Source organism: Arthrobacter agilis, assembly GCF_030816075.1.
In the GTDB taxonomy this organism is placed as follows: domain Bacteria; phylum Actinomycetota; class Actinomycetes; order Actinomycetales; family Micrococcaceae; genus Arthrobacter_D; species Arthrobacter_D agilis_E.
In genome coordinates, this window is the sequence record NZ_JAUSXO010000001.1 from 1,369,277 (window position 1) to 1,384,817 (window position 15,541).

The following is a 15,541-nucleotide window of genomic DNA, read 5'->3' on the forward strand; positions in this document are numbered from 1 at the left end:
ATGGTCGGCCACTTCTCGAGCGGCATGGCGAACGGCGTCGGGAAACGGAACGAAAGCTTACCCTCCATATAGGAGCCTACCGGCTTGCGCACTCCCCAGCCGGGGCGGTCTGACATACATGGGCAAGCACCGGTCTGACCGCTGTCTCGACCAAAAGGAGTCGGGAATTAGTCTGCCGCGCCGTCGAACGCGGCACTGATCGAGGCGATATTGCCAGGATCCGCAAGCACTTAGGCACAGAGACGAGATCCAGTCATGACAGGTCCTAGCTCATCCGACCAGGAATCGACCCGAAGTCAGCAGGCGCTCAATTCGCCTGACCAGCGTGGGACGACCCCCCTAGGGGACGTGTTGCGCTTCCTTACTACTGAGACCAGTACGACAAACGAGGATTCAAACCTGTCCTCACCTGAGGACCACGAACTCTCATACAAAGTGCTGGAGGACAGGCAGGCACTCTTGGATGCCGCTATCCGGGACCTGAAGGTCATGGATGTACGTCTCCATCACTCCCGGTTCTAGTTTCTTGGGGCTCACAGTAATGGTCCGTCAAGCCTTCCTTCGGCTGCCGTGGAGGAGCCGGGCGCTGAAAGGTTCTGGCGCCGAGACGCCAGACGGCGACGGGATTCTGAAGAGAGACGGCAACGAATGTAACTGATTCGTCGTCGGGTCCGGCGGAGGGGTTGGCGAGATGGCGCCCTGGGTGAGCCCACCTGCAGGGCACCTTTTAGTGCTTTCCACGTCTTGGTGGCACCGTACAAGAAGGGAATGCTCCGGTACCCCTGCCTTAGAGGAGTGACGGTGACGAAGGCTTTCGTGGCGGCCTGGTTTCCCCTCTCAGTGGCAGGCACGCGTCGTTCGGCCGCCCGGGTCGGCGGACATCGCGGATCCGACTAATCCGTCCCTGTCATCGACGACCTCGCCGTTGTAAATCACCACGGACGCCGCCACCTGTCCTTTGCCGAACTACCGCAGCAGTTCGTCGTCGACATCCGGCCGGCACGAACCACGTGCCAGGGTGTGCGGCATCACCGCAGGTTTGCCCGGTAGGAAGGGTCTGCGCTGGGATATAGCGTGTTGCTGCGGCGGCAGGGTGCAGACGTCTTTTTCCGCCGACAATCACCGGTGGGAGGCGCTCAACGATCCTGCCTCGGTAGAGAACCCCGTGCAGACTCGTGCTCAGCTGCTGCGGTCGTACGTTCTTCGCAGGCGATGCCGTGGGCTCGCCTGCTGGCAGGGTGATGGCAGCGGTAGGCGCTACGGGATGAGCCTGCGCAGAGTATCGGCGAACCCTACGTGTCCCTCATCACGTCGGTGCTGTAGCGGGCGCCATCGATGGGCACATCGCGATCGGCGATCATCTGGTTGATGGCGTGAGCGATTAGATCCCGGTCCAGGACAGGCAGGACAATGAGGCCAGCAAGATACGCAGCAGTGTCGATCTCGTCCTGGTCACCGCCCATGCCCAGATAGGTCACCCAAACATCGGTGCTGGGGAAAGCGGCTGCGCACATCGTCTGGATCGTCGTCCACTGCTGGAGGTATTCGCTGATCACTGCTGTGCTTCCCACTCATGAGGCCCCGACAAACAGCACCGGAACATGGACACCCCTGATTTTAGTTGTCGGCATCCTACGAATCTGGCCGGAGATAGAGACCCGGAGTGGTGGACAGCAGCGCCGAAAGGTGTTTATCTCTCCGCGCCAGTTTTCCCGTGGTGGGACACACCCTCATCAACCCTCCGGCACCAGGGGAACCCCATGGCAGTGTCTGGAACGCTGTGCCAGAACCTCGAGTGCGTCCCATGCTCGGGATGGTCCTGGACATGCTTGGGGGTGCCTGTCATAGACACGTTCATCCTGGCGGGGCTGTCTATTCGTGGCGGCCTCCCCACGCGCCTTACGCAAGGGCGCGGTATGCATCGGGGATGTCAATGAGCCAGCGCCCGATCGCACCGGTGAATCGACCAGTCCCCGTGACCGCCCACCACGCGAAATGGTGTCCCCATGGCGGACCTCACATCACTGGTGTCTGCGTTAAAGCAGGTGAGACCTTAAAGCGCCTTCGAACCAGTCCGGCAGGCACCAGGACAGAGGGACGGCGTGCACACCCTGTACTGCAGTGGACGCAGCATTAACCTGCCCGTGACGGACGTATCCGGTTGCTTGGCAGGAGGGCTGATTCGTTGTAGTCGGAAAACACCAGATCGTCCTTTGCCCCGCAAGCCAGACACGGGGCAGAAGCCTGCCGGGGTTCGTGCGCCGGTAGTGAGTGGTCCCAAAGACAAAGGACCTACAACCCTGGCGGAAACGCGCTCGGAGCGCGGGTAAAACACTAAGGCGCTGGTGCAACGGGTGGCTTTCAGTACACGCGCACTAGTGGGCAGTACCCACCCGGCGGCCCCGGACGTGGGTAGGTACCAGGCTGAAGAAGAGCTCATGCTGACCGGGAGACCACGCTTCATTGACTACCTTGCCCCAGAGGATCGTCAGGAGCGCAGAGTCTTTCACACGCGTGACGGGACCGTTAAGGAGGATGGTCCAGCCGTCAGAGCTGTCCGTGCTTACATGGTCGATTTGGAACGCGGCATGGTCGAGGGAGCTCGTGGCGATGGTGCCGTCGGCGGAGGTCCGGAAGTACACGTGGTCGTCCAGAACAAAGTAATTCACGGGGAAGATGTCCAGGAGCCCGTCACGAAAAAAGCCGAGCCGACCCGTGGTCTGTGTAGTGGCAAGAGCCCAGCACTGGAAAGCCGGCAGCTGGTCGGAGGTACGGAGAGCGCCGGGGGAGTTCCAGTAGAGATCCTGGTTGGGCGTGGTCGTCATGATGCGTCCTTGTCCCTTGCTGACGGAAACCAGTTGCCGGTGGCTCGAAACAGCGGCGAATGCGGGAGTGCATCGGCTGTCACCGACCGGCACTGAAGGTCGGTGGTCTCCTCGAATTCCAACCGTACGGCGAAATGGTGTACCGAATCAGGGTCGAAAGGCCCTGACCGGGTGGGCTACTTACGACGACGGTTAAGGTGGTCGAAGGTACGTGGCTTACTTACGGGTCGTAAGCATTGCTCAACAGGGCCCATGTGCTGCAGAAGGAAATCCTCTGCGGCCGCATCAACGCAGTCGACGACAAGGACTTAACGGATGACGCCCGGGCATACCTGCACTGACTACCCACGACCAGACAGACAACTCTCTGACCTGACGGCGTACCCTTTTCCTCCGTCTACAACAGCGACCGGCGCAACAAAACAGGAGCCGACGGCAGACTGCCGCGAAACAGGCACCACTGCCCAAACCCGTCCCCAGTTCTCAGAGTCGTTAGCCCACGCTCTATCAAGGAGTCGGAACCAACGCCCGAGTAAGGGTGAAGTCCGTCGCGCAGACGTGCTGGCGCTCATCAGTGCAGGTTCGCGGTGCCCGTGCTGACGGTCGCCCAACCCCAGGGCCCGGTATCGCCGCCTGCCGTGGAGCGGCGGGCGATTCTCGTTGCAGTGCGGAGCCGTTCGTCGGTCAATGCACCCCTCGAATGGGCTGCTCGTCGTGCGCGCGCCGCCGATCTGCCGCTCATGCTCGTTCACGCGGTTCCTGCTGCCGACTCGATGCCGCCCGGGACGTGTTACGCCGACGTGGTCACCGCGGGCCGCAGAATGCTGCAGGATGAAGCCATTCGGTTGTCCACTGACTATCCGAGCGTGCGGGTCAGCACCTACCTCCACTGCGGGGACGTCGTCCATGCCCTGCTCGGGCTATCAGCCGGTGCGTCTCTGCTCGTCGTGGGCGCGGACCGGGTGAACACCCTCACTGGTGTCTTCCAGGGCTCTGTAGCCATTCAGGTGGTGTTGGGGTCACTCGCTTCGGTCCTGATCATCCCGACCGGTCCACGCGGTAACAGCGAAAAGAATGGTACCGCCCACGGGCACGTCGTGGTGGGTGTCGATGGTTCTGCGGAGTCCAGCGCGGCCCTGACCCGGGCAGCTGCCGAAGCACATCGGCTAGGTGCTGCGCTGCGCGTGATTGCGGCAGTGAGACCTGCATCGCCCCCAGCCGAAACCCTGGTGGTCGATACTTCGGCGATGCTTTCGGCGATCCACGCCGCCTATCCGTCCCTGCGCGTGAGTTGGATCGTGGACGCGCTGCGCACTCCGGCCCGGGCCCTGATGCGACACAGCCCGGATGCCGCCCTGTTGGTGATCGGCCGCCACGGGCGCGGCGCCACAGCAGGAATGGGAATCGGCTCGGTCACCCACACCCTGCTACTGCGACCGCCCTGCCCCATGCTCGTCATCACCCTGCCCGACCCTGCGCCGCTGGCCGAGCCGAAAACTGAGACTGCCCTCGATGAAGTACACCGGCCCCCGCTGGCATTGACGTGACCACTAACGAGGAGTCCCGTTTGTCCCGGATCCTTTAGAAGCGGCGGCGCAAGACCCGCTCCTTCGACTGTGTGCGGATCTTCCGGCACGACTGGCAACCCCACTGAACATGACTGGGAAGTGCACTCGTGCCCAAGTTTCCACGCTCCGTCCCACCGAGGTGCTTCATTGAAAGACAACGTCCCGCGCTTCAACCTCTTGTCACGCCACAAGGTTCTGCCGGTAGACGACGTGAGTCAGGGAATCCTACGGAGGTCCCGCGTCGGTACATCCTGCTGTGAGGTGATGAGAAGTCCAGTGCAGGTGGCCAACACATCCTCCAATGCGCGACGAATCCACACGACCGCTTCAGTGTTCGCATCCGCATCCGCATCCGCTGACGGCCGTCCGGCCAAATCGGCCACGACGTCATTCAAGACGTCAATGAGGTCCTCCACCTTCCGTAGCTCGCTACGCGCATCAATTGGATTAATCGGGGCTGCACCCCGTGCTGAAACCTCTGCATCCTTGCCCAGGACCGGCAAATGCGCCGTGGCGTCATCACAACCTGTTCCGTTGTCGTTCATGGAAGTAGCCTTCGCTCGCGGACAATTAGCAACCATTCGACGACGGGACTAGGCATTCCACAACGGGTCTGCGGTGCCGGCAACGTCTCGCATCCCATTGCTGGAAGGGGCGTCACCACGACGTGGCTCCCGAGCGACGATACCTAATAGAAGTGGTGAAGGCAGCACAACGTGCGATCCCCCCTCGGGCGAGACGGGCTGGCCCACGGCGGTAGCTAGCACCTAGATCGGGTGCAGCTAGAGAGTGCAACCTTCGCTACCGGCGAAAGCGCCGGGGTCGCCGTTGCTGAGATCAGCCTGAATTATGGTGGGTTCCAGCTGAGTGAGACCGTCAATCCTCCGGGAGTGGATGGGTGCAAGGATCGGCGGGTCGAGGTGTTGGTGCCTGGGCAGGCTCGTACCATCCCGCCCGCAGGAAGGGTCTGGCTGAACCCCACCGGTACACCGGTGGTTCCCGCCGACTGGGACCAGTCATTGGCCCACGCCCTGGGGGTCTTCTACAACGGGATCTCCACCGGCAAAGACTGGCGCGGACGACCCATTACCGGCGCGAGCTTCCTGCTGTGCTTCAACTCCCATGACCGGTCAGTGACCTTCACGCTGCCACCGGCCGAATACTTTCCGAGATAGGAAGTGGTCCTGGGCACCGCCCGCAGAAGCGCCAGCACCGGTGTGACAGCAGCCGGAACAGACCTTGAGGTGACGAGCAAATCAGTCCTCATCCCCCCGCGCCTGCACAATCCCCAGCCGAAGCCGCCCCACTTCGCAGCCGCGGCCCTCGCCGCCCTCACCGCCAGGGCAACCGGAAACACCGGCACCGGCTAGAGGAGATCGTCTTACTGTCCAGGCAATACAGAACGATGCCCAGGGGAATGACCTGGCGGGCTGAGCGGAACGAACGGCCGCGAGGAGTGAAGGATTCCGCTACCCGGGCAGACCGCTGCCCGCACAGCTCTGCGGGTACGGGCAAAAGGCCATACTGCTTGAACTGCCAGCACCCCCCGGTGCACGCGAGGGGAGGTACTGGCAGTTGGGAGAGGGGTGATCTTACGCTTCGGCGCCTTCCTGACGTCCGTCGTCGGACTGGGACGCCTCGATGGCCGTCGACTCAACCGGAGAAGAAGACTCTCCGCTGACAATCTCGATCTTGCGCGGCTTGGCGCGCTCACTGACGGGGATCATCACGCTCAGGACGCCGTTCTCGTACCGGGCGGAGATGCCCTCGGTGTCGACGCCCTGGCCCAGGTTGAGCTGGCGGAGGAACGAGCCGCTCTCGCGCTCACGGGTCAGCCACTTGACGCCCTCGGCACTGCGCAGCGTGCGCTCCGCGCGGATGGTGAGGAGCTGGCCGTCCACGTCGATGTCGACCGATCCGGGATCGATGCCCGGAAGATCCGCCGAGAGGATGTAGTGGTCCTTCTCGCGGTAGAGGTCCATCGGCATGAGGCGCAGTCCGGGGCGGCTCTCGAGGAGGGCGCCGGCAACGCGGTCCAGCTCGCGGAATGGATCGAACTTCATGGCCACTGGAAACAACTCCTTCGCATATGCCACCGGTAGGTGGAGTACTGAAGGTTGAGCGTCCTTCGCTCAACTACGAAAAATGTTAGCACTCGACCCCTGCGAGTGCCAGACCGTGGTGTCGGCATAACGAGCCTGATCTTCAGGTGCCGCTCGTCGTCTGCCTTGCTCCCGTTTCGAGCGGCGAACAGGGCCCCACGTGCTGAACGCAGGTCGGGCGGAAAAGCGTCCACGAACTGTTTTTGGTCGTAAGCGAGACGTTTTGGTCAATCGGGCCACACTATTATCGTGGAGGACGCAATCACCAAGGAGGGTTTCAGTGGCATCCTTGGGGATCTTAATATGTCGTCCTACCTTTTGACCTGCGAAAAAGCACCGAGTGGCTGGAGGCACCCGTGGATCCCGTACCTCCCATTACCGAGCTCGGTGTGATCATCGGACGCACGAAGGGCTTCCTGCTCACAGAACAAACCGCCCAGCACGCCGTAAACGAACTAGCCGAGGCCGCCCGGAGCGTCATCGACCATGCTGAGGGTGCGGGAGTCTCCCTGGTTGCAGGCGGGGAGCGAACCAGCGTCGGATCTACCGACTCCTACGTGTTGGCCGCCGACCAGCTCCAGTACAAGCTGGGGGAAGGGCCATGCCTGACCGCCTGGGCCACAGGACAGGCGCAGATCATCGATGACACGACCACAGATGAAAGATGGAAGTTTTGGAATGCCGCGGCCGCCGAAGCCGGTATTCGCTCCTGCGCGACCTCCCCCCTGATCCGAGGCAAGGAATCCATCGGGGCACTGAAAGTCTACGCACGCTCACCGAACGCATTCACGCCCGCTGATACTCAGGTACTCGCCCATCTTGCTACCGCCGCCGCAGCCCTGCTCGGGCACATCCAGGCCAGCGACACACCCCAGCGCATCAACGCCGAGGTGAGTCACGCCCTCAACAGCAAGAGCACCACCGACATTGCCCGGGGCATCATCATGGAACGCCACAACTTCGACCCCGATGAAGCGCTTGAGCACATGCTCGGTCTAGCCGTTGATGCCCGTATGACCATGGCCGATGTTGCAAGGACCATCATGGCCCGACACGACCCCGGGACCTTCCACATCATGGATGGCAGCTGATGCACGGCGAGCAGGATCACGGCGATCCCGGTGCCAACTCTCAGAGCGAGCCCGGTGATGCCCTTCACCGGGAAACCGGAGATGATGCCGGAGCTCGGAAAAACAGAGACGGAAACGGGGCCAATGCCAGTGTTGGCACCACGAACAGCAACAGCACCAGAAACACCCGCAGGAGCGCCGAACAACGTCTTCTAACCACCAGGGCAATCCACGAAGCGGAACTCACAATCGCCGATGTGTGGCTGCGCTACTTCTCTTTCTCCGGCGCCGTCGCGGAATACGAAGTCCACGCCTACTTACAGGGACTAATCAATCTGCCCCGCCTGCAACGCGACCTCCTCGCGCAGGCAGTGAACGAACTGATCGATGAGCAACCCGACCCGCGCAGGGCTCCTTCCGACGCCGACTTCGACGACCTTCCAGGAGACGACCTCGACGATTGAGAGCTGAAGGACGCGAGGTGCCTGTCAAACCTGTTGAATGACTCAATCACGGGCGCATGGGATGAAGTCCTGACCATCGACGCCGACGATGCCAACAACCTTCAGGACCTGCTGTCCTCAGCCGAGGCCGTGTACTACGACGTTCAACGCCGGACCCTGATGTTCGGCGCCACAACAGCCGGCCACCACTAACACCCGCCCGCTTTCGGCACTGAGTACCTGCAGGAGAACAACAGTCCGACATCGGGAAGGGACCAACAGACGTACCAAGCTTCATTCTCAACACACAGAATTCATGAGTGCCTCTCACGAGAGGCACTCGCAAAATAGCCATGCTGCGCCTGAACTACGTCCTGCCTGATTCGAGCGCGTCTATCGCGTCCAGAACCACCAGCGATGGCAGGTCAGCTACCGCGGCGACAGTGGCAAGCGGTTCTCCATGGCTGATCGCAGATCTGACAGCGGCTTGAAGTTCAGTCGCATGGAAGGGATCCGTGAGGTGGCCACCGTCCACGGCAGGAGTGTTGGATCGCGCAGCGCTGACTACTCGTTCGAGGTCATCCGAACCCATGGTCCCTCCCAGTGGCGTCGATGCTTGCTTTAGTCTCCACTGTCACTGTGCAGCTACGAAATAGCGAGCAAAAGGTCGAAGTCCTTGCCGGATTGCCAATGAGGGGGTGGGAGGCATGCGGGTGCTGACTGTCGAGCCCCTAGCAACAGGCTGGCCAATGATGACCTCGCACTGGGGGTTGACGGCTAGGAAGGTGAATGGCAGAGCGCATTGCGGCATGAGACCCACGCCGCATTGTGTGCGTTGAGCACGCGGTAGCACATAAGAACCCCGTCGAAGCCCTGGTCCCGGAAGGCGGGTTGTTCGACTCCGTCGAAGGGAGCTAGCTCCGCCCCAACGATCCCGTACTTCACATACAGGGGAGACGCCGCCGTCAATGATCAGCTCAAACCCGCAATACACGGGTTGTCGCGACACGATCCCGAACCTTCCGGCTGCCCCCTCACGCCGAAACTCTCCCGCCGATTCTCTCCGCTTTTCTCAAACGCACCCCCAGCAAGACATCAGCGCCCGAGCCGCCAAGAGACTGAGCAGCCCAAAACCTCGGTAAACAGCCCACGAACACCACTTAGCAATCGTCAGAAGAGCCGGGCGGTAGAGAAGAGGCCGGACCACCACAGTGGTCCGGCCCTCCGCTGACGGGATGGATCTACTTCTCATCGCCGTCTTTGCCGTCGAAGGTGGCCTTCGCCTTGTCTTTGGCCTTATCGGCTAGTCCATCAAGGTCCGCCATAAGGTGAGTCCTTCCGTCGAATCGGTCCGCGGTCCTGTCGTGGGCTGCAGCAGTGTGACCCGACCATGGTGTACTCACGCGGCGATAGGAGCCAGGGTGGTGCCCTTTGGCAGAGAGAACCCCATACGCAACCGGGTTGCTACCCTAAAGTAGTAAGCCTGCTGATAAACCAGTGCGGGAATCACAGCTGGGTGATGCGACGGCAACCCACAGCTTGGGCGGGACTGCCGGCATGGAAGGTTCTGGATATGAGCGCGCGGATGCAGGTTGAACAGTTGAGGAAGGTTCTGTCGGAGACGGGACTTACTCTTCAGAGTGTTTGGGTCAGCTACTACGGCTTGGGTGGGGCTGTCTCGCGCTTCAAGCTCGAGGCGTACATGGCAGGGATGTTGGTGCTGCAGGACGTTGAGTGCGACATACTGGCCGACGCGACCAATGAGTTGCTGTCCGGAATCGGTGCGACGAGCCGGATCAGCCGTTACTCTGACGACGTCCCGGCCGTATCAGCGGGGGACTCCCGACGTGATCTCGGTATAGCGGGAGCTTTCCTGTTTACCGCTCAGGAGCAGGAACAGGAACGTCTGCACGCGGTGACCCGGACCCAACTGCTAGACACGGCGCAGGAGGACCGGTTCGACCGGATTACCCGGGAAGCCAAGGAGTACTTCCAGGTCAGCTCCGTCATCGTCGCGCTGATCGATGATCGCCGGCAGTTCCTAAAATCCGTCATCGGCTCGGTCGAGCAGAACATGCCGCGGGAAATTTCGTTCTGCAACGCGACAATACGTACCGCCGGGCCGCTCATTGTCCGGGACGCGCTCGAGGATGAGCGTTTCAGGGAGAACCCGCTGGTGCTGGGCGAGCCCTACATCCGTTTCTACGCCGGCTACCCGTTGCGGGGCCCGGGCGGATGGACGGTCGGCACCTTGTGTGTAATCGATCAGCAACCGCGGGAGTACTCCACACGCGATGGCAGGAAGCTTCGCACCCTCGCCCGGCAGGTCGAGGACGAAATCAACGGTCAACGGCTCCTGCCGGACTCCGGTGAGGAAACTTCATCGGATGCAAGCCAGGAGACGCAGCAGGACCGCGGCCAGGGCTCGGGTCAGTAATCGAAGTGCGTGCGGACAGGTCCTGTCTGTCCGAGGGACGCCAAGAGGTTGGCTGCGAGATCCCGCAGTTTGACGTTGCGTCCCTGGGAGGCCGCGCGGAGGATGGTGATCGCTTCGTCCTGGCTGCACCGGTTCTGGCCCATGATGGCTCCAACCGCGAGGTCGATTTCTGTTCGGGATTCCATGGCTGCACGCATATGGCTGGCACTCTCGCTGAGGGTCGCGATGCGCACGGCGAGGCGTAGGGATTTGGAAGCATCACGGGCGAAGCCTTCGGCGACGGCGATACTCGTGTCCGTAAACGCGTTCGGTTCGGTGGAGTAGAAGTCCAGACCCGCGCTGGTGCCGGCTTCAAGCCGGATGGGGATACCCAACGCCGAGCGGATTCCGTGGCCCGCGATGGCCTGGCGGTATTCGGGGAATCGGGTTTCGGTGAGGAAATCCGGGATGTGCACGGTATAGCCCTCGCGGGCAGCCCGGAGGCACGGTCCGTCGTCGAACCCGTACTGCACTTCATCCATCACCCGCGCGTGCTCGCTGCTGCTGGCAACCGTGGCCATGGACCTCGGGCGCAGAAGGGTCACCCCGCAGAAAATGTTGCCGTGGGCGCCGGTGAAAGCGGTCGAGGCGACGGTCACCAGGCCGTCGAGGAACTGATGGACGTCCTCACTGTCGAGCACCATGTCCTGCAAGACGGCGATGGTCTCGTTCTCGGCCGCGTCTACGGCGAGTTCCCTCTCATCAGGCACAGCGGTCATTTCCTTACCGACTCCAGTGGAGTCAACACAACGCGGGCACTCCTAAGCCAGTCAAAGGACCAGGGCACGATGGCGGAGAATCAATGACCAGCAGCAGGTGACAGACGACAGCAATCCCAGAATACCGGGCAAAGATCCTGCAACCGTTCTACAAGGGGCGAACGATGCCCAAAGTAGAACCCGAGGACTGCGCCAGGTCACTGGTGACTTCTGTCGATTCCAGGGCATCGCGGCGATCGAGTTCCTCGGATAGTTCCTCGCTGCGGAACTCCGTTTCCGGATCAGGACCGCCGTCGGACACGTAATCGTGAGACAGTTCGCGCTGGATCTTACTGTTAAGAACCTCAACCTCGGGAAGGTCAAGCGAGGTGAGATCTTCCGGAAACGATTCTGACGGAGTGAGTCTGGTGTTCATGGCGACGCCTATCCGGGTGAAGAGAACATGATGGAACTCTGGCTCTCTTCTGAACCACCGCTGACCATACCAGCAGGAGCTCATCCTACTCGCGCTCACTCACACCTCACGCACAGTGATTCGGCCGATGGGCCCCCCGAGTGTCCCTTGCTCACGGGTTGATCCCGGCGTACCCGCTGAGAACGGCATTTCGGGGTCCCCGCTGGTGTTACAGGTTCTCTCCCGGTTGATCGGCGCAGACGTTCAAACGGTCTTCCCGCAGGAGACCGTCGCGTAGTGTGCCGGACCGCTTGTCCTCCACTCGGAGGCTGTGGCTGTGGCTAGGTGCGGCGGCGACGGGAGGGTAACGCTCCTGTAGTGGCGAGGTGTTCGGCGACATCGAGCAGCTTGATGTTCGTCCGGGAACTGGCCTGGGTGAGCATGATGAACGCGTTCTGGGCCGTGAGGCCGTACCGCTCCATCAGGATGCCCTTGGCCTGCCCAATGACATCGCGGGAACGTAAGGCATCGCGCATCTGCCCCAGTTTCGTGGCATCCGCGAAGGCGATCGACGCGTGAGAGGCAATGAGCAGCCCGACCTGTTCCGATTCCACAGTGAAAGCGTTTGGAGTCCGTCCATAAAGGTTCAGGGCACCCAGATTGTCGCCTTCAACATAGAGCTGGAACGAGAGCATGCTCGCCGCACCCAACGCGGCAGCCTTACGGCTGAACTCGGGCCACCGCCGCTCGGAGAGCATGTCCGGGACGGTGACCGTCTGATGCTCGAACATGGCGTCCAGGCAGGGTCCCTGATTCACCTCGGATTGAAGGGCATCCACCTTTTGAGGCAGATCGCTCGAGGGTACATGCGATTGCACATCGCGTCGGCCCATCACCACGCTGATAGAACCTTCGTCGGTACCGGGGACGAGTTCGATTGCGGCACGCACCAGGTGCGCCAGGATCTCCAGCGGTTCATCCTCCGCCTGCAGGGACCGGGCCAGCGCGCTCATCTGCTCAGCCAGTCCCTCCACCTCCCCCTTCTGGTCCTTGCCCTCTTCCTTCCCATCCGAGCCGTCAACAACGTCAGCAACGTCAGCAACGTCACTTACGTCATCACTTCCGTCTTGTCCTGCACCGTTGGTTGCCATTCACCCAGTATGGATCCGGCACACAACCCACCAGCCACGCCCCTAGGGCACAACCACTCATCCTCACCGAGGACACGGCACCTGTCACCTGCAATCCCAAACGTTGATGACGGGTGCACCGGATTCCATCAGATAGTGGCTGAGTAGTGAGAGGGAGTATTCGATGGCATAGCTCTATTCCGATCACTACCGCACCCAGGCGTTACACACACAGGTCATGGCTTATGGTTTTCGAAACTCCTCCGACCGTGCAGGACCACGAATCCGAGCAGACAAAGGCTCTCAACCACCTCCGGAGGTTTGTCTGAGACTCAGCTTTCCGCTCTCGCCCTCATTGCACGCTCATCCCGTCCCCGTCCCCGGCCCACCCAGCAGCGAGCTGGTGAGTGGGCACATTCTCGAGGAGTTCAGGAGCCAGGGCGTCAGCACGTCCTCACTGAGAGTTGTCGATGACGACGTCAAGCGAGGCGTGAAGAGCGACATAGGCGAGGGAGATCGGAGGCCAGAGATTCATACACAAATCCTTGCCGCGGACATCCTGGTCCTCCCCACCCCTATCTGGAGGGGGCACCCCTGTAGCCTCGCCCAGCAGGTGATGGAGCGGCTAGAAGCCGACCTCTGCGAAATTGATGAGCAAGGCCGGCCTATCATGGACGGGAACGTCGCGACCGTCGCCGTCGTGGGCAACGAGGACGGCGCCCACAAAACTATCGCGGATCTCATGCAAGGCCTCAATGATGGCAGCTTCACTCTCCCCGCCCGGGCCCCGGGGCCCTATCGCTTCCACAAACGCCGGCCTCGCCCGTAGCGCGACCGACCTCGTCACCTACCTCACCAACAACGAGTACCCGGCGGAATAGGGCGCAGTATCGCCGCACCCCTCGACACGCGCTGACACGAAACCGGCACCCGGGGCACGTGGCGCCGAGAGCTCGCCGAGGGTCTTTCTGTACGGGCCACGGGCAAGACCTCGAGCGCCCACTTCACTTACGAGTGCATGTGCTGAAAACCTGCCAGAGGGCGGATTGTCAGGCGGGGCAGGCGAGGGTGCGGGTGAGTGGTGTGTCGCTGGTCCAGGTTCCGACTTTGGCGGTGAGATTCAGTACGAAATTTCCGGTCCGGCTGGTCGCGCGTGCAATGGTCGCTGTGGTTTGTGTGGCCGTGAGGTTTTGACTGGTGACGGCGGGGTTCGTGCCGGGTTCTGCGAGGGTGAGCGTGTATGCGGTGGCTCGATTGACGCGACTGAAGCCGGTGATGCTTACTGTCATCGTGCGGCGTGTGTCGCAGCTGTAGGTACCTGTCAGAGATGTGGATGCGGGAATGTCATAGGTGCCGACGGTGACAGGCGCGGATGTCGCATCGGTGAAGGTGGCCTGCGCGAGAGCTGTCCCGCCGATGATGGCGCTGGCCGTGATCAGGGCGACGTGAATCCACCGGTAGCGTGACGACCGGCGCGTTTCCGGGCCGCGCATCAGCGCCTCCGCATCGCAGCGGCTGCTTGCGGGACGCGGTGCCTGCGATCTGGTCGCTCATGGACAATGAGACCCGCTTCCTGGATCGCCCGGTGCTATGTGTCCACCCTAAGCTGCGGCGGTGCGGAAGGGACGCCAGTCCGACCAGCAGGACGGTCGGAGTGGTGTGCCGCGGGCGCTGCGGGGCTTCCGGCGAGCGTCCTGGTTCTGGGGTCCGCGGGTCTGTACTCACGGATGGATCCCTGATGGGAAATTCCTGGTGGTTCAGCGAACGGGTTCGAACCACCAGGAACTCCGGCATCTGCGTCTTCCCCACAATGTCCCTCCCTACGATCGCTACGCTAGGTACCTGACCTAGGAGAACTCCCTCCCCGCGACCACCGGTCCGGAATCGTTACCCATCCACGCCGGATGCATCGCGCCCTCAAGCCGACACCGCCAACGCCACCATCGATCAGCCCGCGATTCCCCTCGCGTCAGTGTCCATTGTGGGTTTCGCAACAGGAACGCCCCAAAGTCCCGACATCGTGCAACATCGGTCTGGCGCGTAGTTCGTAGGGGGATCCTTCTACGGGTTGGTGGATGATTGACCGTCTGCGTGCACCGTGAAGATTTGAACCTTGAAGCGGTGGGCGAGGTCCTGGATGTCGGTGTCGCCGGCGCAGACCGTGGTCGCGAGAACGTCCGCGGTGAGAATGTCCATGGCGATGACACTCGCCTGCACAACTGGCTGGGATCCTCCTCCCTTGCCTGAGGGTGACCAGATGTGGTGGCCGCGTTCGCTCGCTCCTGAGGTTGCGATGGCGGTTCGTCCCGGGGACATCGTGATGGTGGTGATTATGGTCGTTCTGTCCGTCGGATTAACGATGCCTATGGCCCAGGGGGTGCCTGGTGCTTGGACGCCGCTGCACAGGATGTCTCCTCCACAGTTCAGGGACCAGTCGTGTACGCCCTGCTGTCGTAGGTATTGTCCTGCCTGGTCGATGGCATGGGCTTTCACGACACCGTTGAGGTCCAGGTGGCCGCCGGGGTCGTGTGGGTCGAAGAGCCCGCCGGTGGTGTTGCGCCACTCCACGGCCAGAGCGTACATTTCCCGTACTTCCCTCGAGCTGCGGGACAGTAACAGGCGCCCGTCCGTTACTTGCCTGAGCTCGGAGTCAGGTTTGTAGAGGCTGAATCGGTCGTCGTGGGCCCGAAAAATCTTCTGCACGTCGGCCGTGCAAGCCGCCGTCGCTTCCGGTGGTGCGCGGAAGCTGACAACGGTACCCATGGTGAAGAACACGGTGGCAGGTCCTACCGTCAGGTTGCTGGTGGCGGATGG

17 protein-coding genes are annotated in these 15,541 nt (G+C 61.9%); 8 read left to right on the forward strand and 9 right to left on the reverse strand.

What is annotated here, in order from left to right:
• Positions 1-1,292: 1,292 nt before the first annotated feature.
• Both QFZ50_RS06135 and QFZ50_RS06140 read right to left on the reverse strand, forming a co-directional pair.
• Positions 1,293-1,556, reverse strand: coding sequence for a hypothetical protein (locus QFZ50_RS06135; RefSeq protein ID WP_307082859.1), 264 nt, complete (start codon positions 1,554-1,556; stop codon positions 1,293-1,295).
• Positions 1,557-2,375: 819 nt separating this feature from the next.
• Entirely contained in the window at positions 2,376-2,825 is a 450-nt protein-coding gene (locus QFZ50_RS06140) for a pyridoxamine 5'-phosphate oxidase family protein (RefSeq protein ID WP_307082860.1), read from the reverse strand.
• Between the two features lie 593 nt (positions 2,826-3,418).
• Here QFZ50_RS06140 and QFZ50_RS06145 point away from each other — a divergent pair.
• A complete protein-coding gene (locus QFZ50_RS06145; RefSeq protein WP_307082861.1) occupies positions 3,419-4,372 on the forward strand; it encodes a universal stress protein in 954 nt (317 codons plus the stop codon).
• Between the two features lie 236 nt (positions 4,373-4,608).
• On the opposite strand, the gene QFZ50_RS06150 is transcribed toward QFZ50_RS06145, so the two are convergent.
• A complete protein-coding gene (locus QFZ50_RS06150; RefSeq protein ID WP_307082862.1) occupies positions 4,609-4,938 on the reverse strand; it encodes a hypothetical protein in 330 nt (109 codons plus the stop codon).
• A gap of 231 nt (positions 4,939-5,169) precedes the next feature.
• Here QFZ50_RS06150 and QFZ50_RS06155 point away from each other — a divergent pair, with 231 nt between their 5' ends.
• Positions 5,170-5,568 (forward strand): hypothetical protein, encoded by a 399-nt coding sequence (locus QFZ50_RS06155; RefSeq protein ID WP_307082863.1) that lies wholly within the window; start codon positions 5,170-5,172, stop codon positions 5,566-5,568.
• A gap of 69 nt (positions 5,569-5,637) precedes the next feature.
• Positions 5,638-5,763 carry a hypothetical protein gene (locus QFZ50_RS06160; protein WP_307082864.1) on the forward strand — a complete coding sequence of 42 codons (126 nt, stop codon included), beginning with the start codon at positions 5,638-5,640 and terminating at the stop codon, positions 5,761-5,763.
• A 222-nt stretch (positions 5,764-5,985) separates the two neighbouring features.
• Here the strand turns inward: QFZ50_RS06160 and QFZ50_RS06165 are convergent, their stop codons facing one another.
• Positions 5,986-6,456 (reverse strand): Hsp20/alpha crystallin family protein, encoded by a 471-nt coding sequence (locus QFZ50_RS06165; RefSeq protein ID WP_307082865.1) that lies wholly within the window; start codon positions 6,454-6,456, stop codon positions 5,986-5,988.
• A gap of 395 nt (positions 6,457-6,851) precedes the next feature.
• Between QFZ50_RS06165 and QFZ50_RS06170 the strand changes: the two genes are divergently transcribed.
• The 4 genes from QFZ50_RS06170 (at position 6,852) to QFZ50_RS06185 (ending at position 10,445) form a co-directional block, all read left to right on the forward strand.
• Complete coding sequence (locus QFZ50_RS06170) at positions 6,852-7,586, forward strand: GAF and ANTAR domain-containing protein (RefSeq protein WP_307082866.1); 735 nt, start codon at positions 6,852-6,854, stop codon at positions 7,584-7,586.
• Entirely contained in the window at positions 7,586-8,029 is a 444-nt protein-coding gene (locus QFZ50_RS06175) for a hypothetical protein (protein ID WP_307082867.1), read from the forward strand. Before QFZ50_RS06170 ends, QFZ50_RS06175 begins: the two co-directional genes overlap by 1 nt.
• 33 nt (positions 8,030-8,062) lie before the next feature.
• Positions 8,063-8,221, forward strand: coding sequence for a hypothetical protein (locus QFZ50_RS06180; RefSeq protein ID WP_307082868.1), 159 nt, complete (start codon positions 8,063-8,065; stop codon positions 8,219-8,221).
• Between the two features lie 1,360 nt (positions 8,222-9,581).
• On the forward strand, positions 9,582-10,445 hold the full coding sequence (locus QFZ50_RS06185; protein WP_307082869.1) for a GAF domain-containing protein: 864 nt from the start codon (positions 9,582-9,584) through the stop codon (positions 10,443-10,445).
• Here the strand turns inward: QFZ50_RS06185 and QFZ50_RS06190 are convergent.
• The 3 genes from QFZ50_RS06190 to QFZ50_RS06200 all read right to left on the reverse strand — a co-directional run bounded on the left by QFZ50_RS06190 (position 10,439) and on the right by QFZ50_RS06200 (position 12,748).
• Positions 10,439-11,203 (reverse strand): GAF and ANTAR domain-containing protein, encoded by a 765-nt coding sequence (locus QFZ50_RS06190; RefSeq protein ID WP_307082870.1) that lies wholly within the window; start codon positions 11,201-11,203, stop codon positions 10,439-10,441. The genes QFZ50_RS06185 and QFZ50_RS06190 overlap by 7 nt on opposite strands.
• A gap of 148 nt (positions 11,204-11,351) precedes the next feature.
• On the reverse strand, positions 11,352-11,618 hold the full coding sequence (locus QFZ50_RS06195) for a hypothetical protein (RefSeq protein WP_307082871.1): 267 nt from the start codon (positions 11,616-11,618) through the stop codon (positions 11,352-11,354).
• Positions 11,619-11,938: 320 nt separating this feature from the next.
• Positions 11,939-12,748, reverse strand: a complete 810-nt coding sequence (locus tag QFZ50_RS06200; protein WP_307082872.1) for a GAF and ANTAR domain-containing protein — start codon at positions 12,746-12,748, stop codon at positions 11,939-11,941.
• 382 nt (positions 12,749-13,130) lie between these two features.
• Here QFZ50_RS06200 and QFZ50_RS06205 point away from each other — a divergent pair, with 382 nt between their 5' ends.
• Positions 13,131-13,556 (forward strand): flavodoxin family protein, encoded by a 426-nt coding sequence (locus tag QFZ50_RS06205; RefSeq protein WP_307082873.1) that lies wholly within the window; start codon positions 13,131-13,133, stop codon positions 13,554-13,556.
• 220 nt (positions 13,557-13,776) lie between these two features.
• Here QFZ50_RS06205 and QFZ50_RS06210 read toward each other — a convergent pair whose 3' ends face one another.
• On the reverse strand, positions 13,777-14,220 hold the full coding sequence (locus QFZ50_RS06210) for a hypothetical protein (protein WP_307082874.1): 444 nt from the start codon (positions 14,218-14,220) through the stop codon (positions 13,777-13,779).
• A 568-nt stretch (positions 14,221-14,788) separates the two neighbouring features.
• Positions 14,789-15,502, reverse strand: coding sequence for an FAD:protein FMN transferase (locus tag QFZ50_RS06215; protein ID WP_307082875.1), 714 nt, complete (start codon positions 15,500-15,502; stop codon positions 14,789-14,791).
• Positions 15,503-15,541: the final 39 nt, after the last annotated feature.

Bases quoted from the DNA above. Each gene is read 5' to 3' on its own strand.
- QFZ50_RS06140 (WP_307082860.1), bottom strand. From the start codon at position 2,825: ATGACGACCACGCCCAACCAGGATCTCTACTGGAACTCCCCCGGCGCT.
- QFZ50_RS06150 (WP_307082862.1), bottom strand. From the start codon at position 4,938: ATGAACGACAACGGAACAGGTTGTGATGACGCCACGGCGCATTTGCCG.
- QFZ50_RS06165 (WP_307082865.1), bottom strand. From the start codon at position 6,456: ATGAAGTTCGATCCATTCCGCGAGCTGGACCGCGTTGCCGGCGCCCTC.
- QFZ50_RS06175 (WP_307082867.1), top strand. From the start codon at position 7,586: ATGCACGGCGAGCAGGATCACGGCGATCCCGGTGCCAACTCTCAGAGC.
- QFZ50_RS06185 (WP_307082869.1), top strand. From the start codon at position 9,582: ATGAGCGCGCGGATGCAGGTTGAACAGTTGAGGAAGGTTCTGTCGGAG.
- QFZ50_RS06190 (WP_307082870.1), bottom strand. From the start codon at position 11,203: ATGACCGCTGTGCCTGATGAGAGGGAACTCGCCGTAGACGCGGCCGAG.
- QFZ50_RS06195 (WP_307082871.1), bottom strand. From the start codon at position 11,618: ATGAACACCAGACTCACTCCGTCAGAATCGTTTCCGGAAGATCTCACC.
- QFZ50_RS06200 (WP_307082872.1), bottom strand. From the start codon at position 12,748: ATGGCAACCAACGGTGCAGGACAAGACGGAAGTGATGACGTAAGTGAC.
- QFZ50_RS06210 (WP_307082874.1), bottom strand. From the start codon at position 14,220: ATGCGCGGCCCGGAAACGCGCCGGTCGTCACGCTACCGGTGGATTCAC.